General features: G+C 69.8%; 24 protein-coding genes and 1 tRNA gene. 16 read left to right on the top strand and 9 right to left on the bottom strand.

Going from position 1 to position 24366, the window contains the following annotated elements; translation table 11 throughout:
- Positions 1-29: 29 nt before the first annotated feature.
- Positions 30-2549, bottom strand: a complete 2520-nt coding sequence (locus AC1DB1_RS12225) for a CDP-glycerol glycerophosphotransferase family protein (protein ID WP_477200948.1) — start codon at positions 2547-2549, stop codon at positions 30-32.
- A gap of 87 nt (positions 2550-2636) precedes the next feature.
- The gene (locus AC1DB1_RS12220; RefSeq protein WP_271175295.1) at positions 2637-3140 is read right to left on the bottom strand and encodes a MarR family winged helix-turn-helix transcriptional regulator; all 504 of its coding nucleotides are present in this window, start codon (positions 3138-3140) and stop codon (positions 2637-2639) included.
- 96 nt (positions 3141-3236) lie between these two features.
- Between AC1DB1_RS12220 and AC1DB1_RS12215 the strand changes: the two genes are divergently transcribed.
- The 4 genes from AC1DB1_RS12215 (at position 3237) to AC1DB1_RS12200 (ending at position 6785) form a co-directional block, all read left to right on the top strand.
- A tRNA-Gln gene (locus tag AC1DB1_RS12215) sits at positions 3237-3308 on the top strand.
- Between the two features lie 29 nt (positions 3309-3337).
- The gene (gene glmU / locus AC1DB1_RS12210; RefSeq protein WP_477200947.1) at positions 3338-4762 is read left to right on the top strand and encodes a bifunctional UDP-N-acetylglucosamine diphosphorylase/glucosamine-1-phosphate N-acetyltransferase GlmU; all 1425 of its coding nucleotides are present in this window, start codon (positions 3338-3340) and stop codon (positions 4760-4762) included.
- Positions 4763-5740: a ribose-phosphate diphosphokinase gene (locus AC1DB1_RS12205; protein ID WP_271175293.1), complete on the top strand. Its 978-nt coding sequence runs from the start codon at positions 4763-4765 to the stop codon at positions 5738-5740.
- Positions 5741-5765: 25 nt separating this feature from the next.
- Positions 5766-6785, top strand: coding sequence for a DUF2891 family protein (locus AC1DB1_RS12200; protein WP_477200946.1), 1020 nt, complete (start codon positions 5766-5768; stop codon positions 6783-6785).
- Between the two features lie 13 nt (positions 6786-6798).
- Here AC1DB1_RS12200 and AC1DB1_RS12195 read toward each other — a convergent pair whose 3' ends face one another.
- From AC1DB1_RS12195 to AC1DB1_RS12170, 6 genes are all read right to left on the bottom strand, one after another.
- The gene (locus AC1DB1_RS12195) at positions 6799-7167 is read right to left on the bottom strand and encodes a hypothetical protein (protein WP_271175291.1); all 369 of its coding nucleotides are present in this window, start codon (positions 7165-7167) and stop codon (positions 6799-6801) included.
- Between the two features lie 76 nt (positions 7168-7243).
- Positions 7244-7597 carry a DUF202 domain-containing protein gene (locus AC1DB1_RS12190; RefSeq protein ID WP_271175290.1) on the bottom strand — a complete coding sequence of 118 codons (354 nt, stop codon included), beginning with the start codon at positions 7595-7597 and terminating at the stop codon, positions 7244-7246.
- Entirely contained in the window at positions 7594-7947 is a 354-nt protein-coding gene (locus AC1DB1_RS12185; protein WP_271175289.1) for a YidH family protein, read from the bottom strand. Before AC1DB1_RS12185 ends, AC1DB1_RS12190 begins: the two co-directional genes overlap by 4 nt.
- A gap of 1 nt (position 7948) precedes the next feature.
- Positions 7949-9406 (bottom strand): NADP-dependent phosphogluconate dehydrogenase, encoded by a 1458-nt coding sequence (gene gndA / locus AC1DB1_RS12180; protein WP_271175288.1) that lies wholly within the window; start codon positions 9404-9406, stop codon positions 7949-7951.
- A 107-nt stretch (positions 9407-9513) separates the two neighbouring features.
- Positions 9514-10929, bottom strand: coding sequence for a glucuronate isomerase (gene uxaC / locus AC1DB1_RS12175; RefSeq protein WP_477200945.1), 1416 nt, complete (start codon positions 10927-10929; stop codon positions 9514-9516).
- The gene (locus AC1DB1_RS12170) at positions 10926-11966 is read right to left on the bottom strand and encodes a LacI family DNA-binding transcriptional regulator (protein WP_271175286.1); all 1041 of its coding nucleotides are present in this window, start codon (positions 11964-11966) and stop codon (positions 10926-10928) included. Before AC1DB1_RS12170 ends, uxaC begins: the two co-directional genes overlap by 4 nt.
- Before the next feature lie 146 nt (positions 11967-12112).
- Here AC1DB1_RS12170 and AC1DB1_RS12165 point away from each other — a divergent pair, with 146 nt between their 5' ends.
- The 11 genes from AC1DB1_RS12165 to pth all read left to right on the top strand — a co-directional run bounded on the left by AC1DB1_RS12165 (position 12113) and on the right by pth (position 22887).
- A complete protein-coding gene (locus AC1DB1_RS12165) occupies positions 12113-13468 on the top strand; it encodes an ABC transporter substrate-binding protein (RefSeq protein WP_271175285.1) in 1356 nt (451 codons plus the stop codon).
- A gap of 12 nt (positions 13469-13480) precedes the next feature.
- Positions 13481-14464, top strand: a complete 984-nt coding sequence (locus tag AC1DB1_RS12160) for a carbohydrate ABC transporter permease (RefSeq protein WP_271175284.1) — start codon at positions 13481-13483, stop codon at positions 14462-14464.
- Positions 14461-15336, top strand: coding sequence for a carbohydrate ABC transporter permease (locus AC1DB1_RS12155; protein ID WP_271175283.1), 876 nt, complete (start codon positions 14461-14463; stop codon positions 15334-15336). The genes AC1DB1_RS12160 and AC1DB1_RS12155 overlap by 4 nt, the downstream gene beginning before the upstream one ends.
- Positions 15337-15341: 5 nt before the next feature.
- Complete coding sequence (locus AC1DB1_RS12150; protein ID WP_271175746.1) at positions 15342-16178, top strand: sugar phosphate isomerase/epimerase family protein; 837 nt, start codon at positions 15342-15344, stop codon at positions 16176-16178.
- Positions 16175-17440 (top strand): Gfo/Idh/MocA family protein, encoded by a 1266-nt coding sequence (locus AC1DB1_RS12145; protein WP_477200944.1) that lies wholly within the window; start codon positions 16175-16177, stop codon positions 17438-17440. Before AC1DB1_RS12150 ends, AC1DB1_RS12145 begins: the two co-directional genes overlap by 4 nt.
- On the top strand, positions 17437-18309 hold the full coding sequence (locus AC1DB1_RS12140; RefSeq protein ID WP_477200943.1) for a sugar phosphate isomerase/epimerase family protein: 873 nt from the start codon (positions 17437-17439) through the stop codon (positions 18307-18309). Before AC1DB1_RS12145 ends, AC1DB1_RS12140 begins: the two co-directional genes overlap by 4 nt.
- The gene (locus tag AC1DB1_RS12135) at positions 18306-19685 is read left to right on the top strand and encodes a mannitol dehydrogenase family protein (RefSeq protein WP_477200942.1); all 1380 of its coding nucleotides are present in this window, start codon (positions 18306-18308) and stop codon (positions 19683-19685) included. The genes AC1DB1_RS12140 and AC1DB1_RS12135 overlap by 4 nt, the downstream gene beginning before the upstream one ends.
- A 1-nt stretch (position 19686) precedes the next feature.
- A complete protein-coding gene (gene manD, locus AC1DB1_RS12130; protein WP_271175279.1) occupies positions 19687-20934 on the top strand; it encodes a D-mannonate dehydratase ManD in 1248 nt (415 codons plus the stop codon).
- Positions 20931-21470, top strand: coding sequence for a gluconokinase (locus AC1DB1_RS12125; RefSeq protein WP_477200941.1), 540 nt, complete (start codon positions 20931-20933; stop codon positions 21468-21470). The genes manD and AC1DB1_RS12125 overlap by 4 nt, the downstream gene beginning before the upstream one ends.
- 191 nt (positions 21471-21661) lie before the next feature.
- Positions 21662-22285 (top strand): 50S ribosomal protein L25/general stress protein Ctc, encoded by a 624-nt coding sequence (locus AC1DB1_RS12120; RefSeq protein WP_271175278.1) that lies wholly within the window; start codon positions 21662-21664, stop codon positions 22283-22285.
- 20 nt (positions 22286-22305) lie between these two features.
- Complete coding sequence (gene pth / locus AC1DB1_RS12115) at positions 22306-22887, top strand: aminoacyl-tRNA hydrolase (RefSeq protein WP_271175277.1); 582 nt, start codon at positions 22306-22308, stop codon at positions 22885-22887.
- Between the two features lie 104 nt (positions 22888-22991).
- Here the strand turns inward: pth and AC1DB1_RS12110 are convergent, their stop codons facing one another.
- Positions 22992-23537 (bottom strand): VOC family protein, encoded by a 546-nt coding sequence (locus tag AC1DB1_RS12110; RefSeq protein WP_477200940.1) that lies wholly within the window; start codon positions 23535-23537, stop codon positions 22992-22994.
- An 88-nt stretch (positions 23538-23625) separates the two neighbouring features.
- Here AC1DB1_RS12110 and AC1DB1_RS12105 point away from each other — a divergent pair, with 88 nt between their 5' ends.
- Complete coding sequence (locus AC1DB1_RS12105) at positions 23626-24330, top strand: alpha/beta fold hydrolase (protein WP_477200939.1); 705 nt, start codon at positions 23626-23628, stop codon at positions 24328-24330.
- Positions 24331-24366: the final 36 nt, after the last annotated feature.

The raw sequence follows: 24366 nt of genomic DNA, 5'->3' as shown, positions 1-24366 counted from the left end.
TGAGGAGCCCGCGCCCGACGAGCAGGCCGTCAGGCCTCGGTGCCCGCCGTCTCGGCCGCCGCGGCGCCGATCGCCCGATAGAACTGCTCGACCGCCTTGCGGTTGTAGGCCTGGAAGTCGAACGTGCTCGCCGGCACATCGCCGCGCAGGAACGCTTCGAGCCCCTCGGCCACGCCCTCGTCCGACTGCGCGACTACGAGCCCTGAACCGGCGGGCAGCGCGTTCTTGGCCGACGCGAACTCGACGGTGACGATGGGCAGGCCCAGCACGAGCGCCTCCAGGATCACCATCGGCTGGCCCTCGTAGTCGCTCGACAGCACGAAGCAGTCGGCGTGGGCCATGATCGCGTGCGGGTTGCGCTGCATGCCGGTGAGGAACACCGAGCCGCGCAGTCCGAGCTCGTCAACCAGGGCTTCGAGTTCGTCGGCCAGCGGACCGGAGCCCACGATCACGAGACGCGTGGCCGGGTGCGTCGCGTGCACGCGGGCGAACGCCCGGATGAGCCGCGCCTGGTTCTTCTCGGGCGAGAGCCGCCCGACCGACACGAAGGTGGTCACGTCGTCGTCGGCCAGCAGCGCCTGCGCCCACTCGGGCACCTCGCCGGTCTCCTCGTCGAAGGCCAGCTCGTGCAGGTCGGCCTGTGCGTTCTCCAGGATGTGCTCGGCGTCGACCGTGTTGAGCGCCGAGACGAACGCGGAGGGGTCGGCGTACTCCGCCAGGCCCTCGCGGTTGATCTCGGACAGGGTGGGCGACACCGAGACGAGGTGGTCGTACTGCCGGTACAGCGTGAAGATCTGGGTGAGGCTGTGCAGCATCTTCTTCTGTCCGCCGACCTCGCGATGGGCATCCGAGGCCAGATCGTTGTGCAGCCAGATCGAGCGCACGGCGTCGGGGGAGTGCAGGAGCAGAGCAGCCCAGAACGGTCCGTAGCCGGAGAAGTCGACGACGTAGTCGAACCGGCTGTCTCCGAAGCAGCGCGTCCACTCGTCGTCCCATAGCTCGTTCTGCGTCGCGTTCGTGCCGTGATCGGCGATGCGGCCGCGGCGGAATTCGAGGTGCCGTGCGAGCTGGCGCAGCTTGGCGCCGTTCATGCCGCCGACGCGCGGGAACTGGCGCACGTTCGGGTTGACCTGCTGCTGTTTGGCGATCGTCACGCGCGACGCGCTCTGCGAGAAGAACGCCGACACGTCGAAACGATCGTGGTCGACGTTGTTGAGCAGGTTCAGCGCCGAGGTGGTGATGCCGTTGGGGCGCATGCCGCCGAGGTACAGCAGGATCGAGGTGCGGCCGTCGTGGGCGAGGTCGGTGCGGAGCCGGTAGCCGTCGCGGGCGCCGCGGAACACGATGTCGACGATGCGCTCGGCTGCCCGGCCGTCTTCGTACGGGGTGAACCGCTGCTGCATCGCGCGGTAGCGGTCGGCCGCCTCCTCGGGCACGGCGTCCGCGTTCTCGGCGATCGCAGCGAGGTCTTCGCCGATCTCGCGGGCGGACATCCGCACCGGGCCGGGCCACTCGTCCGGCTCGAAATAGAGACCGCGGGTGCCGGCGTAGTCGGCGAGGTCCGGCGTGAAGAACAGGATGGGCCGGCCGGTCTGAAGGAAGTCGAAGAAAATGCTCGAGTAGTCGGTGATCAGAGCGTCCGTGATGCCGAGCACGACGTTCGTCGGGATCTCGTTGGGCACGAGCATCCGCTTGAGTTCGGGGCGCCGCGAGGCGAGGGCGTGGACCGTCTGGTGCGTCTTGAGGAGCACGACGTAGCGGCTGGTGTCGATGCGCTCCTCGATGGCGCCGATGTGCTCGAGCGTCTCGTCGATGTCGTCGGTCGGTCGCCCGAACGACGCACCCTTCCAGGTGGGCGCGTACAGGATGATCTTGCGATCGCCCAGCGGGATTCCGGCCTCGGTCAGCCGGCGCCGCGCGTCGGCACGCCCCGCGTCGTCGAGGAACTGGCGGTCGATGCGGGGGTAGCCCTCCTCGACGAGCGTTCCGCGGTAGACGCCGCTGAGCTTGTAGCCGGTCTCGTACATCTGGTCGGCCATGAAGGAGTTCGCGGCCAGCAGGTAGTCGGCGGCGACGAAGTTGCGAATGATGTTGGCCGTGGCCAGGGCGCCGTCTTCGATGTCGTAGCCCATCCGCTTGAGCGGGGTGCCGTGCCAGGTGTTCAGATAGACCTGGCCCTCGCGCTTGCTGAAGTCGGAGGGGAAGGTGGCGTTGTTCACCAGGTACTGGCTGGTGGCGAGCGCCCGGTAGTAGGCGGAGGAGCCGTAGCGCACGAAGGTGACGCGAGGATCGTCGGCGAACTCGTCGACGGCCGCCCGGTATTGGTTGAGGTCGGACAGCGCCCAGATGTGCGTGAGGTGGGCCTGATCGGGCGCAGCCAGCAGCGCACGGAACACGGCCTCGGGATTGTCGAGCATGCCATTGCCCGAGAACGACTCGTAGAAGACCGAGCCGGGTACGACGGGCTGCCGGCGCCAGTACGCGTGGATCTCGTAGCGGGCAGCGCGCTTGACCCGGGACGGTAGGCGTTTCAGGCGGGAGAGTCTCATCACGGCCGATTTTATGTGAGCGGGATAACGGTCACCTGTGAGCCCCCTTTGGGGTCGTCGGATGCCGTCGGCCGTTCGCGTTCGCGGCTACGACTCCTCGTCGAAGCCGAGCGAGAGCTTGCGCAGCAGCGCGGCGAGACGCTCCTGGTCGGTGGGGGAGAGGGAGGCGAGCAGCTCGTCCTCCGCGTCGACCAGGCGGGTGATGGCGGCGTCGACGCGCGTGAGCCCCTGCGGCGTCATCTGCACCAGGATGCCCCGCCCGTCGTTCGGGTCGGTGCGCCGCTCGACCAGCTCGCGCGAGACGAGACGGTCGATGCGGTTGGTCATGGTGCCGCTGGAGACCAGCGTCTGCTGCAGCAGCGCCTTCGGGCTCAGTTGATAGGGCGCGCCCGCACGCCGCAGCGCCGCGAGCACGTCGAACTCCCACGACTCCAGGTCGGAGCGGTCGAAGGCGGTGCGGCGGGCGCGGTCGAGGTGGCGGGCGAGCCGCGCGACGCGCGAGAGCACCTGCAACGGCGAGAAGTCGAGGTCGGGGCGCTCGCGCAACCACGAATCCACGATGCGGTCGACCTCGTCGCGTGCGTCAGGCATCCCCCCATGCTATTTCGTCGCGGGCGCCGAATCGTCGGGACCTCGGAGCGCGGTCTGGCAAACTGTCATGTGCGCCGGATGCACGTCTGTGCGCGGTCCGCCTTGGTGTAATGGCAGCACGACAGCCTTTGGAGCTGTTAGGTCCAGGTTCGAGTCCTGGAGGCGGAGCGGACCATTGTTTCGATCCCGGGAGAACCATGACCGACCAGAACCTCGCCATCATCGTGCTCGCCGCCGGACAGGGCACCCGGATGAAGTCCACCACCCCCAAGCTGCTGCACCCCCTGGGCGGGATGCCGATCGTCGGCCACGTGCTGGCGACGGCGAAGTCGCTCGGCGCCGCTCACGTGGTCTCGGTGGTGCGTCACGAGCGCGACCGCCTGGCGGAGGTCATCACGGCCGACCTGCCGGAGAGCGTCATCGTCGACCAGGACGAGGTGCCCGGCACCGGCCGCGCCGTCGAACTGGCCGTCGCCGCGCTGCCGGCCGACTTCTCCGGCGACGTGCTGGTGGTCAACGGCGACGTGCCCCTCCTCGACGCCGGCACGCTCCGCGAGCTGATCGAGCGGCACCGCGCCGGCGATGCGGCCGCGACCATCCTGTCGTCCTTCCCGGCCGACGCGACCGGCTACGGGCGCATCGTGCGCACCGCAGACGGGCACCTCGACCGGATCGTCGAGCACAAGGACGCGACGGAGGACGAGCGCGCGATCGGCGAGATCAACGCCGGCATCTACCTCTTCGGGCTCGCACAGCTGCGCGACCAGCTCGCCGCGCTGACCACGGACAACGCCCAGGGCGAGAAGTACCTCACCGACGTGATCGGCCTGCTGCGGCAGGCGGGCTTCGACGTGGACGCTCTGCCGGTGGGGGAGTCCTGGCTCGTCGAGGGCATCAACGACCGCGCGCAGCTGAGCGACGCGGCGGCCAAGCTCAACGCCCTCCTGGTGCGCACCTGGCAGCTCGCCGGGGTCACCATCCAGGACCCGGCGACCACGTGGATCGACGTCAAAGCGAAGCTCGCCCCCGACGTGACCATCCTCCCCGGCACGCAGATCCGCGGCGCGACCGCGATCGAGTCCGGCGCCGTCGTGGGCCCGGACACGACGCTGCTCGACTGCGAGGTCGGCGCGAACGCCACGGTGAAGCGAACGGATGCGACGCTGTCCGTCATCGGCGCCAGTGCCACCGTCGGGCCGTTCGCCTACCTGCGGCCGGGAACGGTGCTCGGCTCCGACGGCAAGATCGGCACGTTCGTCGAGACCAAGAACGCCACCATCGGATCCGGTACCAAGCTCGCGCACTTCAACTACGTCGGCGATGCCGAGGTCGGCGAGAAGTCGAACCTCGGCGCGGGCGTGATCACCGCCAATTACGACGGCGTGAACAAGCACCGCACCCAGATCGGCTCGCACGTGCGTGCGAGCACGAACACCGTGTTCGTCGCGCCGGTTAGGATGGGTGACGGAGCGTACACCGGCGCCGGAACCATCGTCCGCAAGGACGTCCCGGCGGGAGCGCTCGCGCTCACGGTGGCTCCGCAACGCAACATCGAAGGTTGGGTCGCCGAGAAGCGTCCGGGCACCGACGCCGCCAAAGCTGCGGAAGAGAGCGGAGAGTAAGTGTCAGGGATCACCACCACCGGGCAGAAGCGTCTAGTTCTGATTTCGGGGCGTGCGCATCCCGAACTCGCCGAGCACATCGCCTCCGAACTGGGCAGCGAGCTCGTCCCCACCGATTCCCGCACTTTCGCGAACGGGGAGATCTATGCCCGCTTCGACGAGAGCGTGCGCGGCTCGGATGCCTTCGTCATCCAGTCGCACACGTCGCCGATCAACGAGTGGCTCATGGAGCAGCTGATCATGGTCGACGCCCTCAAGCGCGCGTCCGCCAAGCGCATCACGGTGGTGGCCCCGTTCTATCCGTACGCCAGGCAGGACAAGAAGGGCCGCGGTCGCGAGCCGATCTCCGCCCGGCTCGTCGCCGACCTCTTCAAGGCGGCCGGAGCCGACCGCATCATGTCGGTCGACCTGCACGCCGCGCAGATCCAGGGCTTCTTCGACGGTCCCGTCGACCACCTGTTCGCCATGCCGGTGCTGCTCGAGCACATGCGCAAGGAGCTCGACGCGAGCACCCTCACCGTGGTCTCGCCCGACATGGGCCGGGTCCGCGTCGCCGACAACTGGAGCGACAAGCTCGGTGTGCCGCTCGCGATCATCCACAAGCGTCGCGACCCGCTGGTCCCCAACCAGGTCTCGGTGCACGAGATCGTCGGCGACGTGAGCGGACGCGTCTGCCTGCTGGTCGACGACCTCATCGACACCGGCCGCACCATCGTGAAGGCCGCCGAGGCGCTCAAGGCCAACGGGGCGATCGGCGTCGTCGTCGCCGCCACCCACGCCGTGTTCAGCGACCCGGCCGTCGAGTTGCTGCAGAGCGACGTCATCGACTCCGTCGTCGTGACGGACACGCTGCCGCTGCCGGAGCACAAGCGCTTCGAGAAGCTGACGATCCTCCCGATCGCTCCGCTGCTCGCCAACGCCATCCAGCAGGTCTTCACCGACGGCTCCGTCACCTCGATGTTCGACGGGGCGGCCTAGCCCCGCCGATCAGGGCCGTCAGACCGTGCAGGACCGACGTGCTCCGCGTGCCCCCGGCTACGCCGACATCGTTCTCGACAACCTCTCGAGGCCGTACCCGTACGCTGCGCATCACGCTGCCCTCGACGACGCGGACGCTCGCACGACCCCGCGTGAGCTGCATCCGTCCTTCTTCACGTCGTTCGACTGGCACTCCTGCGTTCATATGCACTGGCTGGGCGTCTCGCTGCTCGGGTCCGGGCTGGACGATGAGCGCGACGCCGCTCTGCGGAGCGCGCTCGACCGCTCGCTGACGCCGGAGAACCTGTCGGTCGAGATCGCCTATCTGCGGGCGAACCCGGGCTGGGAGCGGCCGTACGGCTGGGCGTGGCTCGCCCGGCTCGCGGCCACCTGCGCGACCTCGGACGATCCCGATGCGCGGCGCTGGGCCTCCGCGCTCGACCCGGCGCTGGACGCGCTGGCCGACCTCGTGTCGCGGTGGGTGGCGGTGACGGACTGGCCGGTGCGCCACGGGGTGCACACGAACACCGCGTTCGGGCTCGGGATGCTGCTGGACGCGTTCCGCGCGACCGGCCGCCAACGCGCGGCCGCCGTCTGCGAGGAGGCGGCGCGACGCTGGTTCGCCGCCGATGCGGCATGGCCGCACGAGTGGGAGCGCAGCGGGCAGGACTTCCTCTCGGCCGGCCTGAGCGAGGCCGACCTGATGCGCCGGATGCTGGCGCCGGACGCGTTCGCCCGCTGGTTCGCGGCGTTCCTGCCGGGGCTCACGCCGGAGTCGACCGTACTGCAGCCGGCGCGGGTCGTGGACGAGACCGACGGGTACCAGGTGCACCTGCACGGCCTGAACCTCTCGCGTGCGGCTCAGCTCGCGCGGATCGCGGACGCGCTGGAGGAGAGCGGCGGCGCCGGCTCGGCCGACCTCGTGCCGATGCTGCGCGAAGCGAGCGCGCGGCTTCTCGACGCCGGTCTCGGCGCCGTGGTGACGACCGAGTTCATGTCGTCGCACTGGCTCGCGTCGTTCGCGTGGGACGCGCTGTCCGCCTGACGCTGCCCGCGCGTCAGGATGTGGCGCTGTTCTCGGCGGGGAACGGCCGCGGGGTGGACGGGATGAGGCCGAGCGGGGCCACGAAGGTGGCGTCACCCTCGGTGTTGAGTGCGTAGCACTGCCAGCCGGGACCGGCGGGCGCGAACAGTTCGAAGCGCGCCGACGAGTCCAGCGCATCCGGTGCGTAGTGGTGCACGTACACGGCGCAGGTGTTGGAGGCGGTGGCGCTCGCGAAGCTGATCGTGATCAGCACCCCGGGCGCCACGAGCGCGATGAGGCCGAGCACCACGACGACGCGCGTGGCGATGATCATCCGGCGGCCGCGGAGGGGCCGCTCGACCGGCTCGTAGCCGGCGAGCTCCGGGTGATCGTCGAAGGTCATGCTCCGAGTCTCAGCGCGTTCCGCCGTGGGCGCAAGTTCCCGCGCACGAGAACCGCGAGCTCAGTGGGCGACGAGCTCAGTGGGCGACGAGCACGGAGGCGATGCCGGCGGCGCAGGCCAGGAGCGTGGTCGCGGCGGCCAGCGCGAGCGCGAGCGCAGGCGCGGCGGTCGGCAGGTGCCGCGTGTGCCCGGAGAGGGCACGGCCCCGATGGTTGCCGTAGATCACCGCCGCGATGGCGGCGCCGATCAGGATGACGCCGACGACGATGAGCGCCGGCTGGTCGGAGACGAATCCGCTGCGCAGCGACAGGAGCGCGTTCACCACGATCACCAGCGCCGTCCTGCTCCACGACAGCGCCGTGCGCTCGCCCTGCAGGCCGGGGTCGCGAGCGGGGAACGCGTCCGCCGCGTCGGCCGGCGGAGTCGTCATGGCAGCGCCAGCAGCACCGCGATCACGGCCGCGACGGCCAGCACGATCGCCGACAGCAACGGGATGGCGACCGTCGACGGCAGACGCCGCCCGTGCCGCATGGCGATCTCGTTGGCCCGCCAGCGCACGTACGCGATCACGCTGAGCACCGCCGAGAGCACGCCGAGCGCGACGGCGAGGATCACCACGACGACGTGCGGCCCGATGTGCGCCGAGAACTGCTCGAGCACCACGCCGCCGGCGAGCAGTGCGAGCGCGGTGCGCACCCAGGCCAGGAAGGTGCGCTCGTTCGCGAGCGAGAACCGGTAGTCCGGCTCGTCACCTTCCTGGCGCCAGGCGGGCTCGCGCACGCTAGTGGCTCGAGCCTTCGGTCTCGATCTCGGTGCGGTCGCCGGACCACAGGGTGTGGAAGGTGCCTTCCTTGTCCACGCGCTTGTAGGTGTGGGCGCCGAAGAAGTCGCGCTGTCCCTGAACGAGGGCGGCGGGCAGGCGGGGGACGGCGAGCGAGTCGTAGTACGACAGGGCGGCACCGAAGCCGGGGATCGGAACGCCGGAGAGCGCAGCCGTGGAGACGACGCGACGCCAGGCCGCCTCTCCCTCTGCGACCGCGTCGGCGAAGTACGGGGCCTCGAGCAGCGTGGCGATGTCGGGGTTCTCGTCGTACGCGTCGGCGATCCGGTTGAGGAACTGGGCGCGGATGATGCAACCGCCGCGCCAGATCTTGGCGATCTTGTCTTTGTTGATGTTCCAGCCGTACTTCTCGGCGCCGGCGATGATCGCGTCGAAGCCCTGGGCGTACGCGACGACCTTGGACGCATAGAGAGCCTTGGAGACGTCGTCTGCGAACGACGAGTCGACCTTCTGCACGTCGGGACGGGACGTGACGACCTTCTGCACAGCCTCGCGCTGCGCGGGCTTGGACGAGACGGCTCGGGCGAACACGGCCTCGGCGATGCCGCCGACGGGAACGCCCAGGTCGAGCGCGTTCTGCACGGTCCAGACGCCGGTGCCCTTGGACCCGGCCTGGTCGAGCACGATGTCGACGAACGGCTTGCCCGTCTCGGCGTCGACCTGACGCAGCACCTCGGCGGTGATCTCGATCAGATACGACTCGAGGTAGCCCTTGTTCCATTCGGTGAAGACGTCGGCGATCGCGGCCGGCTCGAGCCCGCCGACGGTGCGCAGCAGGTCGTACGCCTCGGCGATGAGCTGCATGTCGGCGTATTCGATGCCGTTGTGGATCATCTTCACGAAGTGGCCTGCGCCGTCGGTGCCGACGTGCGTGACGCACGGCTCGCCCTCCGCGACAGCGGCGATCGACTCGAGGATGGGGCCGAGAGTCTCGTACGACTCCTCCGAGCCGCCCGGCATGATCGACGGGCCCTTCAGCGCGCCCTCCTCGCCGCCGGAGATGCCGGTGCCGACGAAGTGGATGCCGGTCGGCGCGATGCGCTTCTCGCGTTCGATGGTGTCGTGGAAGTTCGCGTTGCCGCCGTCGACGATGATGTCGCCCGGCTCGAACCGCTCGACGAGCTGCTCGATGACGGCATCCGTGCCCTTGCCGGCCTGCACCATGATGATCGCCGTGCGGGGCTTCGTCAGCGAGGCGACGAAGTCGTCGATCGATTCGGAGGCGACGAACCCGGCCTCGGGATGCTCGGTGATGAGCTCCTCGGTGCGCGCGTAGGTGCGGTTGTAGACGGCGACGGTGTTGCCCTCGCGTGACGCGAGGTTGCGGGCCAGGTTCGACCCCATCACCGCCAGACCCACGACACCGATATTGGCTGTTGCACTGGCGTTCTCAGGCACGTTTTCTCCTTAACGACGAGCTTTGTTCCAGCGTAGTGCGGCGGCGGAACCGGCCGCCCGAATGTTGCGCAGGCTACGGGGCGGACGGCCGTCCGCACCGGTCGCGGTCAGCCCAGCCGGAACGTCGAGCGCGGGATGTCGGACACCAGGCGCCCGGCGATCGTGAAGGCATCCTCTTCGGTGAGCTGGTGGGAGACGACGAGCGACGACAGGTACGAGGCATCGACCCGGCGGGACATGTCGTGCCTGGCCGGGATCGAGCAGAACGCCCGGGTGTCGTCGATGAACCCGCTGGTCTTGGTGAAGCCGGCGCTGTCGGTGATCGCCTGCCGGTAGCGCAGGATCGCGGCGGGGGTGTCGAGGAACCACCACGGAGCGCCGGCGTAGACCGACGGATAGAAGCCGGCGAGCGGTGCGATCTCGCGTGAGAAGGTCGTCTCGTCGACCGTGAACAGCACCAGCCGGAACGTCGGGTCGGTGCCGAAGTCCCGGAGGATCGGTGTCAGGGGTGTGGTGAACGCGCCGACCGCCGGCAGATCGTGCCCGGTGTCCGGCCCGAAGGCGTCGAAGGTGGGCCGGTGGTGATTGCGGATGACGCCGGGGTGCAGCTGCATGACGAGGCCGTCTTCACTCGCCATCTCGGCCAGCCGGTAGAGCATGTTGCGGCGGTAGGCGACCGCTTCGGCGGCGGTGAGGGAGCCGTCGAGGGCCGCCCGGTGGATGCGCGAGGCCTCCGCGGTCGGGAGCGGCTCGCTGCCGGCGTCGATGACGCCCGTGTCGGTCGCCGTGCCGCCCGCGGCGATGAAGGCCTGCCGCCGGGCGCGCAGGGCGGCGAGCAGCCCCTCGTACGACGACGTGTCGACCCCGGCGCGCTCGCCGAGTGCGGAGAGTCTGCCGCGCCAGGTCGGCTCATCCGGGTGCATGTACCGGTCGGCGCGGAAGGTCGGCAGTACACGTCCGGTGAACGTGGGGTCGTCGCGGAGCGCCAGGTGGGCCGCGAGGTCGTCGGCCGGATCGTCGGTGGTCGCGAGCACGGCGATGCGGAAGCGATCGAACAGGGCCCTCGGGCGGAACTCCGGCCGCGCCAGGGTCTCCGCCAACTGGTCGTAGAGGGCGTCGGCGTTCGCCGCAGACGGCTGCTCGGTCAGCCCGAACACCTCGCTGAACTCGGACTCGAACCAGAACCGCACGGGTGTGCCGAGGAAGGCGTCCCAGTTCTCGCAGAGCCGGCGCCAGATCGAGCGACCGGATGCCGTGGGGGCCGCTCCCGGCCGGGAGAGCCCGAGTTCGTCCAGGGGGACGCCGACCGCGTGCAGGATCCTGGTCACATAGTGGTCGGGGGTGATCAGCAGGGCGGCCGGGTCGGGGAACGGCTCGTCGTCGAGCAGCATCCGGGCGTCCACATGTCCGTGCGGGGAGTAGATCGGGGCGTCGGCGACCGACGCGTGCAGCCGCCTGGCGAGGGCGCGTTCTCCCGGATCGGCCGGGAACAGGCGGTCGGGATGCGGTGCGAGCGCGGTCATGCGCGTCCTTTCTGGGGAGGGGACGACGGGGCGGGGCCGGTGGAGTCGCGCACCGTCAGATGCGTCGGCAGGGTCGCCGTCTGGCGGACGCCGACCCGTGCACCGTCGAGGTGGGTGAGGAGCATCGAGACCGCGGTGCGGCCCGCCTGCTCGATGGGGGCGGTCAGGGTGGTGAGCGGCGGGTTGCAGAAGTCGGCGCCGAAGATGTCGTCGCAGCCGACGATGCTCACGTCGCCCGGCACATCGACGCCGCGCTCGCGGAACCGGGCGAGCATCCCGATGGCCAGGAGGTCGTTGAACGCGACGCACGCGGTGACGCCGGCGTGCAGGATCGCGTCGGCGGCGGCCGCCCCCGCGTACTGGCGCGGAGCGAACGGACCGAGTCGCCGCACCTCGATGTCGTAGCGTTGGGCGGCCTTGACCATCGCGCGCCAGCGGCCCTCGTTCGGCCACGACGTCTCGGGTCCGCTGACGTAGGCGATGTCGGTGTGCCCGAGCGAGACGAGGTGGCCCATCGCCTGCTCGATCCCGTTGGGGGTGTCGATGAAGACGCTCGGCACGCCGCGGGTCTGGCGGTTGATCGCGACGAGCGGCACCTCGGCCGCGAGGGCGGTGAGCCGCCGGTCGGTGAGACGGGAGGCAGCCAGGATCGCGCCGTCGAACGAACGCCGCAGCTTGTGCAGCATCCCGTCTTCGAGCTCGTCCGACTCCTCGGTGTCGACCAGGATCTGCGTGTAGCCGGCGGCCTTGAGCTGCTGCTGGGTGCCCCGGATGATGCCGAAGTAGAAGGGGTTCGTCACGTCGCTGACGAGTACGGCGATCGCCCGGGTCCTGCCACTGGTGAGGGCGCGTGCCTGCGCGTTCGGGATGTAGTTCAGCTCGCGCGCGGCGAGCTCGATCCGTTCGCGCGTCAGGGCGTTGACCCGGCCCGGGTTCGACAGGGCGCGCGACACCGTCGAGGTGGCGAGACCGGTCGCGGCGGCGACGTCCGCGAGGGTCGCGGGGCGCTCGGACCCCGCTCCGGCGAGAGGTTGCATGACGTCATCACAGCACACGTTGGCAATTTTTGGCAATCGGTTGCCTTCACCTTGCCACTCTGCATAGAGTCCTGCACTGTCGTCTCCGGTCGCACCACAACGGGGGTGACGGACACTCACGTCCCTGTCTCAAAGGAGAGTCACGAATGAGATCACGTATCGCGCTCGGCGCGGTCGCCGGCCTCGCCGTCATCGGCCTGGCCCTGAGCGGCTGCTCCTCCAGCAACAACTCCGACTCCGGTTCCGGAGGTCTCGACGGCAAAGGCAAGACGCTCGACGTCATGATCGCCGCCAACACGCTCTACCCCACCGAACAGCAGCAGTGGTTCAAGGATGTCTCCGCACAGTTCCAGAAGGAGACCGGCGCCACGGTGAAGTTCGAGACGTTCGCCTCGGCCAACGACGAGCTCACCAAGATCCAGACCTCGGTGCTCAGCGGCCAGGGCCCGGACATCTACGACCTCGGCACCACGTTCACCCCCACCGCGTACTCCACCGGCGCGTTCGTGAAGCTCACGGACGACGACTGGAAGAAGATCGGCGGCCGCGACCGGTTCGTCCCGGCGACGCTCGGCATCTCCGGGCCCGACGAGAAGAACGAGGTGGGCATCCCGTTCCTCAGCCGTCCGTTCGTCATGGCGTACAACAAGGACCTGCTCAAGGCCGCCGGCATCGACAAGCCGGCCGACACCTGGGACGGCCTCGCCGAGCAGGCGAAGAAGCTCACCAGCGGCGGCGTGCACGGCATGGCCATCGCGTACGCCGACAGCTTCGACCCGTGGAAGTTCATCTGGGCCATGGCGATGCAGCAGGGCAACACGATCCTCGATCTGAAGGACAAGAAGGCCACGATCGACGACGACGCCGTCAAGAAGGCCTACGAGACGTACTTCGGCTGGATGAGCGACGACAAGGTCGTCGACCCGGCCGCCATCGGCTGGAAGAACGCGCAGGCCGTCGCAGCCTTCGCCGCGGGCAAGGCCGCCTACCTGCCGATGGTCTCGTCGTCGTCGCAGGTCACGCTCGACAAGTCCAGCGTCGCGGGCAAGTACGCCTACGCCGTGATGCCGACCATCCCGCCGGGGGAGACCTCGCTGCCGAGCGACGGCAAGGCCGCCGCGACGATCATCTCGGGCGACAACATGGTCGTGGCCAAGTACTCCAAGAACCAGGACCTCGCGTTCGCGCTGGTGAAGATGCTCACGAGCACCGAGAACCAGGTGAAGTACACCAAGACGTTCGGCGACCTGCCGACCAACGCCGACGCGGCGAAGCAGATCGAGCAGGGCAACGAACTGCTCGGCCCGATCGTCGATGCCGGCACCAAGGCGTTCGGGACCCCGTTCTCGGGAGCCTGGGGCGACACGCAGCTGGCGCTCGTGAACGTGGTGGTGCAGTCCATCCCGTCGCTCTCCGGCGGCTCGGTCTCGTCGTCCGACCTGGACGCGAAGCTGAAGGCGGCGCAGGCCACGGCCCAAGGCTCGCTGGACAAGGCGAAGTAGCCGGTCGCACCCATGTCGCAGACAACAGTGGCCGCGCTCACGGGCGAGGCCGGCGACCAGAGCGGTTCGCCCGCGGGGAACACCCCCGCGGGCGGCCGCCGGGCACGCAGACGCGGTCACGAGAGGGGCCGTCCCCTCTGGATGCTGCTGCCCGGCGGCATCCTGATGCTTCTGATCATCGTGGTGCCGCTGCTCGTGGCGGTGCTCATGTCGACGCTCGACCTCGACCAGTACACCCTGCAGAGCTGGCTCCAGGCCCCGTTCATCGGGCTTCAGAACTACGTCGAGGCGGTCACGTCGTCGTCGCTGCTGCGCTCCGTCGGCATCAGCGTCTCCTTCGCCCTCATCGCCGCCGTCGTCACGATGCCGATCGGCCTGGCCGCCGCCCTCGCCACCCAGAACCGGTTCCGTGGACGCGCACTGGTGCGGTCGCTCTTCCTGATCCCGTACGTGCTCCCGGCCTTCGTGGTCGGCACACTCTGGCGCACCATGCTGCAGCCGGGCGGCGTCGTCGACTCGACGCTCGGTGCGCTGGGCGCGCATCCCGGTCTGTGGCTCAACGGCCCGCTCAGCTACTGGTCGCTGATCATCGTGCAGATCTGGACGTCGTGGCCGTTCTTCTACCTGCTGGTGCTCGCCGGCCTGCAGGGCGTCGACCACGAGGTGCACGAAGCGGCGGCGATCGATGGCGCTACGTGGTGGATCAAGCTGCGCTACGTGATCCTGCCCTACCTGCGCGGACCCATCCTGCTGGCGCTGATCATCGCGTTCCTGCACAACATCAACGCGTTCACGCTGCCGTTCGTGCTGTTCGGCGTGCCGGCTCCCGCCGATGTGGACGTGCTGCCGGTGCTCACCTACGTCACCAGCTTCCAGAGCTTCCGCTTCGGCCTCAGCGCCGCGATGGCGATCTGCTCGCTGATCCTCATCGCGATCCCGCTGTTCGTCTACCTGCGGGCCGTGAAACTCGACTCAGGAGAGGAGGAGAAGCGATGACCACCGTCAAGCCGTCGTCCTCCGACATCACCCGGCTGCTGCCGCGCCCGCTGCTGGTCACGATCATCGTCGTGCTGCTGGTCATCGTGCTCGGCCCGGTCGTCTACATGCTGTTCTCATCCGTGAATTCGGATGCCGCGGTCGCCTCGGGCGCGTTCTTCCCGACGGAGCTGAACCTCGACAACTACCTGAAGGTGTGGACGACCGTCGACCTCGGCACCGGGCTGATGAACTCGGTGATCGTCTGCGGCGGCGTCGCGATCGTCTGTGCGTTCCTCGCGGTCGCCACCGCCTATGTGCTGGTGCGCTACGAGTTCCGCGGCAGGCTGACCTTCCTCCGCGGGCTGCTCGGTCTGCAGTCCATCCCCGGCACCCTCATGCTGCTGCCCGTCTTCGTGCTGTTCTCGTCGACGGCCAGCCTGCTCGGTGTGCAGATCATCGGCACGCGCTGGGCGGTGTTCATCACCTACCTGACGTTCGCCCTGCCGTTCTCGACCTGGGTGATGGTCACCTACCTCCGGGGGCTGCCGAAAGCCCTCGAGGAGGCCGCCCGCATCGACGGCGCGTCGTCCTGGCGCATCCTGACCCAGATCGTGATGCCGCTGAGCTGGCCCGGCATCGTGGTGTCCGGCATCTTCGCGTTCCTGCTCGGCTGGAACGACGTGCTGTTCGCCTCCGTCCTGACCAACCCGGAGACCCGCACCGCCGCCGTGGCGCTGCAGGTGTTCGGGGCGACCCAAGAGGGTGGCGCGATCCCGCTCTACGGGCAGATGATGGCTGCGTCCCTCATCTGCGCCGTACCGGTCGTCGCGCTGTACCTCGTATTCCAGCGCTACCTCGTGGGTGGCCTGACTTCTGGAGGAGTGAAGTGAGTGACATGACCGCATGGACCCTGTCGGGATTCGGCGACGAGATCGACGCCGACCCGATCGTGCAGGCGGCGGTGCTGCAGGCGCTCGGCGCCCGGCACATCGAGGTGCGCAGCGCCTGGGGGGTCAACGTCGTCGACCTCGACCAGGCGCAGCTCGAGCGGCTCCGGCAGGTGCTCACCGAGCGCTCGATGGGGGTGTCGGCGATCGCGTCGCCGATCGGCAAGGTCGATGTCTCGCTCCCGGTCGAGCACGAGGTCGAGCGGCTCGGACGCGCGATCGCCGCTGCCCGCGCGCTCGGCTCGCGGTACATCCGGCTCTTCTCGTTCTACCGGGGCGAGAGCGTGCCGGTGGAGAGCATCCGCGACGACGTGATGGTGCGGATGCGCGCCCTGGCCGACGCTGCAGAAGCGGCGGACGTCGTGCTGCTGCACGAGAACGAGAAGGACATCTACGGCGACACCCCCGAGCGCTGCCTCGACATCGTCGAGACGGTCGGCTCGGACCACCTGCGGCTCGCCTGGGACAGCGCGAACTTCGTGCAGGTCGGGGTCGAGCGCCCGTTCGATGACGGCTACGGGCTGCTGCGACCGCACCTGGAGTACCTGCAGGTGAAGGACGCGCTGCGCGCGACCGGCGAGGTGACGCCCGCCGGCGAGGGGGACGGGCAGCTGCTCGAGACCCTCACCGCCTTGCGCGACGACGGCTACACCGGCTTCGCCTCGCTCGAGCCGCATCTCACCGACGTCAACGCCCTCGGCGGCTTCTCGGGACCGGAGGCGTTCGGCCGTGCGGGCCGTGCGCTCCGCCGTCTCACCGACCAGATTGGAGTGAAGCTCGGATGAGCGACACCGCAACACCAGCAACATCGGCAACACCGGATCCGTCCGCACCGCTCGCCGTCGCCATCGTCGGCTGCGGCATCATCGGCCTCAACCACGCGCGGGCGATCGCCAGGAACCCGTCGCTCACCATCACGGCCCTGGTGGACGCCGTGCCCGCCGCCGCGAGCGCGCTCGCCGACCAGGTCGTCTCGGAACTCGGCATCGAGCGCCCGGCGGAGTACCAGACGCTGCCGGCCGCGATCGCTGCGAGCCCGGTCGATGTCGTCGTCATCTGCACGCCGAGCGGTCTCCACGTGCAGCTGGCCGAGGAGGCCCTGGCCGCAGGCAAGCACGTGGTCATCGAGAAGCCGCTCGACGTCAGCATGGCGCGGGCCCGGCGCATCCTGGAGCTCTCCCGTGAGGCGGAGGCGAACGGGCTCGTGGTCTCCGTGATCAGCCAGCACCGCTTCGACCCGTCGTCGGTCGTCGTCGCGCAGGCCGCTCACGACGGCACCTTCGGGCGCCTCACCAGCGGCATCGCGTCGGTGGCCTGGTGGCGCAGCCAGGACTACTACGACTCCGGCCAGTGGCGGGGGACGTGGGAGCTCGACGGCGGCGGCGCGGTGATGAACCAGGGCGTGCACACGGTCGACCTGCTGGTCTGGTTCCTCGGCCGCCCGGTCGAGATCTCCGCGCAGACGGCTCTGCTCGCCCATGGGCGCGTCGAGGTGGAGGACATCGCCGTGGCCACCGTGCGGTTCGAATCCGGCGCGCTCGCCGTGATCCACGCCACGACGGCCGCGTATCCGGGGCTCTCGGTGCGATTGCACGTGCACGGCGACCGCGGCTCGGCGATCATCGACGACGACCAGCTCGAGTACTTCGGCGCCGCCGACCCCGCCGCGTTCGACCCGAGCGGGGCGAGCGTCGTGAACCGCGCCGCCGAGCTGGTGCCGGTCGGTGAGCTGCGCGGCGGCGACCGCGGGCCCGACCAGTTCATCGTCGGCCATCTGCGTCAGTACGGCGACATCGTGTCCGCGATCCTCGACGGCCGCGCGCCCGGCGTGCGGGTCGAAGACGCCTTCGTGTCCCTGGCCGTCGTACGCGCCGTGTACCTGTCGGCGACACTCGGCCGGCCGGTCGCCTTCGGCGACGTGCTCTCGGGCGCGCTCGACGATGTCGAGGTGAAGACGGGCGCTGCGCCGGATGCGGTCGCACCGGACGCCGTCGGAACGGACGCAGTCGAACCGGATGCATCGATCGCGAGAGGAGCAGCATCATGAAGTTCTCGGTCTTCACCGCGTCGACCCCCGATTGGACGCCGGAGGAGGCGGCACGCATCCTCGCGTCCCAGGGCTGGGACGGCATCGAGTGGCGCGTCACCGACCAGGCGGAGGCGCCGGAACCCGGCTTCTGGGCGGGGAACCGCGCGACCTGGCCTCTCGAGGGCCTCGAGGGCGACGTTCCCGAGATCGCCAGGATCACCCGTGAATCGGGCCTGGAGTTCTCCGGCATCGGCGGCTACGCCCGCGCCGATGACCACGCGAACGTCGACCGGATGCTCGCCGCCACGGCCGAGATCGGCGCCCGTCAGGTGCGGGTCGCCATGCCGCGCAGCGACTCCGGCGACTACCGCGAGCTGTTCGACGCCACGCGCCGCGACATCGCCCGTGCGGCCGCCCGCGCGGCCGAGCTCGGCGTGAAGGCGCTGATCGAGCTGCACCACGAGACGATCACGCCATCCGCCTCGGCGGCGTTCCGGCTGGTCGACGGCCTCGACCCCGAGCACGTCGGCGTGATCCACGACCTGGGCAACCTGGTGATCGAGGGGCAGGAGGCGCCGCTGGCCGCCTTCCAGCTGCTCGGCCCCTATCTGGCGCACGTGCACGTCAAGAACGTCCGCTGGGTCGCGGGCGAGACGGAGGCCGACGGCACGGTGCGCTGGTCGCACGAGTGGGCGACGATGCGGGCCGGTCAGGCCGACGTCGACACGTACTTCGCGGCACTGCACGCCTTCGGCTACGACGGCTGGGTCACCTCGGAAGACTTCTCGACGGAGCTTCCGCTCGAGGAGCGCACCCGCGACAACCTCGCGTACCTGCGGGAGTCGGAGGCGCGCTCGCGCAGCCTCGCCGGCGTGGCCGCGACATGACGTCGCCACAGCGCACGGAACGCCATCCGGTGCGGGTGGTGCACCTCGGCCTCGGTGCGTTCCACCGGGCGCACCAGGCCTGGTACACCCAGCGCGCGAACGACGCGTCCGATGGCGAGGGGTGGGGGATCGCCGCCTTCACCGGCCGCAGTCCGCGCGCCGCCGAGGTGCTCGCCGCGCAGGATGCGGTGTACACGCTGGTCGAGCGCGGCCCGGGCGGCGATCTGGCCGGCGTGATCCAGAGTGTGACGTCGGTGCACGATGGCGGCGACGTCGACCGCTGGCGGGGCGCCATGGCCGATCCGGCGGTCGCCGTGCTCACGCTGACCGTGACGGAGGCCGGCTACCGGCCGCCGTCCGGCGACCTCGATGCCGATCTCGAACGACTGCGCTCCGGCGCCGGCGCGTTCACCGCACCCGGCAGGATCGTCGACGGGCTGCGCGCCCGGCGCGATGCCGGGGCCGGCCCGCTCGCGGTCGTCAGCTGCGACAACCTGCCCCACAACGGCGCCGTGACCTCCGACGCCGTGAGCGGGCTCGCCCGCCGGCTCGACCCCGCGCTCGCCGCCTGGATCGACGACGAGATCTCGTTCGTCTCCACCATGGTCGACCGCATCACCCCGGCGACCACGGACGCCGACCGCGAGACGGTGCTCCGCCTCACCGGCGTCGACGACGCGGCGCCGGTGGTGACCGAGCCGTTCAGCGAGTGGGTGCTGAGCGGCGCGTTCCCCGCCGGCCGACCCGGCTGGGAGGCGGGCGGGGCGCAGTTCGTCGACGACGTCGAGCCGTTCGAGCGCCGCAAGCTGTGGCTGCTCAACGCCGGGCACTCGCTTTTGGCCTACCTCGGGCTGCTGCGCGGCCACGCGACGGTCGCCGAGGCGATGGCCGACGAGCAGTGCTCCACCGCGCTCGAAGCCCTGTGGCAGGAGGCGCGGACGGAGCTGCCGTTCGACGACGCGGCGGTCGATGCCGCGCTCGCCGCCCTGCGGGACCGCTTCACGAACGCGCGCATCGAGCACCGGCTGGCGCAGATCGCCACGGACGGTTCGCAGAAGCTCGGGCCGCGCATCCTCGACCCTGCCCGTTCCCGGCTGCACGCCGGGCGGGAGCCGGGAGCCGCCCAGGCCGGCGTGATCGCCGCGTGGATCCTGCACCTGCTCGGCGGCGAGTCCGCCGATCCCGGCGCCGCGGCGCTGACGGAGCGGCTCCGGCAGCATCCGGACGACGACGCTGCGCTGGCGGCGGAGACCGTTGCCGAGCTCGCCCCGGACGGCGACCTCGGCAGCCTGCCTGATCTCGTGCGCGAGCAACTCGGCGCCCTCCGCGCCACCACGACCTTTCTGACGACCGAATCACTACGAGGAGCACACTGACATGCGAATCACATCCGCCGACGTCCTGGTCTCGAGCCCCGGCCGCAACTTCGTGACGCTGCGCATCACCACCGACGACGGCTACGTCGGACTGGGGGACGCGACGCTGAACGGCCGCGAGCTGGCGGTGGCCGCCTACCTGAGCGAGCACGTCGTGCCGCTGCTGATCGGCCGGGACGCCCACCGGATCGAAGACACCTGGCAATACCTGTACCGCGGTGCGTACTGGCGGCGCGGTCCCGTGACGATGGCCTCGATCGCGGCCGTCGACACGGCGCTGTGGGACATCAAGGCCAAGTCGGCCGGGCTGCCCCTGTACCAGCTGCTCGGCGGCAAGAGCCGGCGCGGCTGCCTGGTGTACGGGCACGCGAGCGGCGCAGAGCTCCCCGAGCTGTTCGACTCGATCCGCGACCACCAGGAGCAGGGCTACCGTGCCATCCGCGTGCAGACGGGCATCCCGGGGCTCGGCTCGGTCTACGGCGTCGCCTCGTCGGCCAACGCCGCGGCCGGCGCCGGGGGCACCACCTCGCGCTACGACCACGAGCCGGCCCGGCGCAGCGCCGTGCCCGTCGAGGAGGAGTGGGACACCCGCGCCTACCTGCGGCACGCGCCGCGCGTGTTCGAGGCGGTGCGCAACGAGTTCGGCCCCGAGCTGCCGCTGCTGCACGACGCGCACCACCGGCTCACGCCCATCCAGGCCGCCAAGCTCGGCAAGTCGCTGGAACCGTACGACCTGTTCTGGCTCGAAGACGTCACGCCGGCCGAGAACCAGGCCGTGCTGCGCCGGGTGCGCGAGCACACCACCACACCGCTGGCGATCGGCGAGGTGTTCAACACGATCTGGGACTACCGCGAGCTGTTCGAGGAGCAGCTGATCGACTACGTTCGCAGCCCAGTCACGCACGCCGGCGGCATCACCGGACTCCGGCGCATCTTCGACTACGCGGCCGTCTACCAGATCAAGTCGGGGGTGCACGGGCCGACGGACGTGTCGCCGGTCGGGCTCGCCGCCGCGATCCACCTCGGCATCGCCATCCCGAATTTCGGGATCCAGGAGTACATGAAGCACTCGGCCGACACGCACGAGGTCTTCCGCACCACCTACAGCTTCGAAGACGGGATGCTCATCCCGGGCGACGAGCCGGGGCTGGGCGTCGACTACGACGAGGTCGTGGCGAACTCGTTCCCGTATCAGGCGGCATACTTGCCGGTGAACCGTCTTCTCGACGGCTCCATGCACGACTGGTGACGAAAGCACCACGGATGACGGACGGAGGGCGATCGGTGGAGCGTCCGCTCGTGGTGGTGATGGGGGTGTCCGGCTCGGGGAAGAGCACGATCGGACACCGGTTGGCGGAGTCCCTCGGGGCCGAGTTCATCGACGGCGACGCCCTGCATCCGCCGGCCAACGTCGCCAAGATGGCGGCGGGCATCCCGCTCACCGATGAGGACCGCTGGCCCTGGCTGGCCGCCGTCGGACGCACGCTCGCCGACTCCGGTCCTGCGGGAATGGTCATCGCCTGCTCGGCGCTGCGCCGGGTGTACCGGGCGGCCATCCTGGACCAGGCGCCGACGGCGCGGTTCGTCGAACTCGACGGTTCGCCCGAGCTGCTGCGCGCCAGGATGGGTGCGCGCGAGGGCCATTTCATGCCGCCGAGCCTGCTGGACTCGCAGCTCGCGACGCTGGAGCCGCTCGCGCCGGATGAGCCCGGCATCCGGGTCGGCATCGACCGCTCGGAAGAGGAGATCACGGCCGCGGCGGCGAGCGCCCTGCGCATCCGGTAGACTTGCACACTGAACTTCGGCGAGGGATGCGCGCGGGACTCCGGGCGACATCCGTTATCGACGCGGTGGAGCAGGCTACGCAGTCTTTCCTCACACGTCTTTCATCTGAACGATGCGTTCGAGTCGACACACAACCAGACACTGCGAGCACTGCTCGCCCGACAGCCGGCCCCGCCGGCAAGGAGTTACTCATGGCTGACGAGTCCAACAAGGTCGTCGCGGAGGTCCGCGACAGCTTCGGCAAGGGTGCGGCGCGCAAGATCCGCGCTGCCGGCAAGATCCCCGCCGTCATCTACGGCCACGGCACCGAGCCCGTGCACATCACCGTCCCCGCCCACCAGGTCGGCCTGCTGCTGCGCAAGGCGAACGCCGTGCTCAACATCGACATCGCGGGCAAGGGCCAGCTGACCCTAGTCAAGGACGTGCAGAAGGACCCCGTGCTGCAGATCATCGAGCACCTCGACCTCATCGTCATCAAGAGCGGCGAGAAGGTCGCCGTCGAGGTCCCCGTGCACGTGCAGGGCGAGCCCTTCCCCGGCACCATCGCGGTTCTGGATGTCCCGACCCTCCGTCTCGAGGTCGAGGCGACCCACATCCCCGAGAACATCGTTCTCGATGTGACCGACGCCGCCGAGGGCACGCAGTTCCACGCCAAGGACTTCACCCTTCCGAAGGGCGCCACCCTGGCCGAAGACCCCGACCTGCTCATCCTCAACGTCCTCGTCCCCGCCGCCGCGCGTGGCGACGAGGAAGAGGCTGCGACCGAGGCCGCCGAGGCTGAGGCAGCCGAGGGCGAAGCAGCGGCCGCCGAGTAGGCTCCCCTAGTTTCACCTCGATGGATTCACCCTGGCTCGTAGTCGGGCTCGGCAACCCCGGGCCCGGCTACGCCGCCACGCGTCACAACGTGGGCCAGATGGTGCTCGACGAGCTCGCCGAGCGCGGCCGTCTCACCTTCAAAACCCACAAGACCAACGCGACCGTCGCGGAGGGTCGTCTGACCCCCGGCGGGCCGCGTTTCATCCTGGCCAAGCCCAACACGTTCATGAACGTGTCCGGTGGCCCGGTCGCGCAGCTGCTGCGCTTCTATTCTCTCGAGCCGTCGCACCTGATCGTGGTGCACGATGAGCTCGACATCCCGTACGACACCATCAAGCTCAAGTCGGGCGGTGGGCACGGCGGCCACAACGGTGTTCGCGACGTGATCGCCGCCATCGGCACGGGCGACTTCACCCGCGTGCGGGTCGGCGTGGGGCGCCCGCCCGGATCGCAGGGCGCGGCCGACCACGTGCTCAAGGGCTTCAGCACCGATGAGCGCAAGACGCTGCCCAATCTGCTCGCGGATGCCGCCGACGCGGTCGAGCAGATCGCCTCGGACGGGCTCACCGCCGCGCAGCTGCGCTTCCACACCGCTCGCTGACGCGCGCGTCTCCCGTCGCGCCGCTCGCTGACGCTCGCGTCGTGTTTCGTTGAGGGGTGGCGAATTCGGCTCCGTTCGGCGTGTTTAGGCCGATTCGCCACCCCTCAACTGCTGGTTGTGGGCGGGGACGAGAGGACGACGGGGGCGCTGGACCAGCCGGCGCTTTTGCCGGTCATCGCGGCGTCGAGGGTCTGCTGCGCGAGCTCCATGGAGCGGGCGTAGCGCGGTTCGGAGAACCGGCGGTTCATCTCCTCGGGTGAGACGTCTTCGACGTGCTGGATCACCCACCAGATGTTGCCGAGCGGGTCGCGAAGGCGGCCTCCGCGGTCGCCCCACGCGGCATCGTCGAGTTCGGTGATGACCTCGGCGCCTGCCGCGACGCCGCGCGCGAACGTGGCGGTGGCGTCGTCGACGAAGACGCGCAGCATCGCCGGGGTGGCCGGCCAATCGGGCTGCGAGTCGAAGGCCAGCAGCCAGGTGTCGCCGATCACGAACTCGGCATGTCCGATGCCGCCGTCCTCGGTCGGAACGCGCGCGATCTCCGTGGCGCCGAAGGTCTCGATCACGAAGTCGAGGAGCGCGGAGGTGTCACGCGTGACGATCCACGGTTGTGATGAGTGGTTGCTGCCGGGCAGTGCGTTCGCTTCCATGGCTTCACCGTATGACCGATAGCGGTCAGTTTCCGGCCGCTATGGAATCGCGGCCGGCGCACAGGTGCGCGGCGGTACAGTTCCGATCATGAAGTTGTACACGCGCGAGTGGGGCAGCGGCGACCGCTACGCAGTGCTCGTGCACGGGGTCATGTCGGACTCCCGCAACTGGCGCACGGTCGGGCCGGCACTCGCCGACCGCGGCTACCACGTGATCGCCGTCGACCTGCGCGGCCATGGTCACAGCCCCCGCGCGACGGCGTACACCGCCGAGCTCTTCGCCCAGGATGTGGTGGACACCGTGCAGGTGCGTCCCGAGCTGGTGATGGGCCACTCGCTCGGCGGCCTGACCGTGAGTCTCGCGATCGAGCACCTCCAGCCGGAGCGCGCGATCTACGTCGACCCCGCCTTCTCCGGCCCCGCGCTGACCTGGTGGCAGCGGATGCTCGCGCCGGCGTTCCTGCGCAGCCTCACCCGGGCGTCGGCCGTGCGGATCGCGAAGAAGAACCCGCGCTGGGACCCGGCGGACGTCGCGATCGAGGTCGAGACGTTCAAGGCGTTCGATCCTGCGGTCATCCCGGTCCTGATCACGCCGGGCTCGCTGCGCGCGCCGGAAGCGATGCACGTGCCGTCGCTCGTGGTGCTCGCCGACAACTCGCAGCTCGTGAAGCCGGAGCTCGCCGAGCGCCTCCGCGCCTCCGGGTTCGAGGTGCGGGTCGTCGCCGGGAGCGGTCACACGATCGCCCGCGACGACTTCGACGGGTTCATGCGCGCACTCGACGGCTGGATCTGACCGCCAGCCCTCGCGGTGTCGGCGGGTGACCGTAGA

The organism is Leifsonia sp. 10N434, assembly GCF_056394405.1.
The sequence above is the reverse complement of the archived record's forward strand: the minus strand, read 5'-3'. Positions and strand labels throughout refer to the sequence as shown.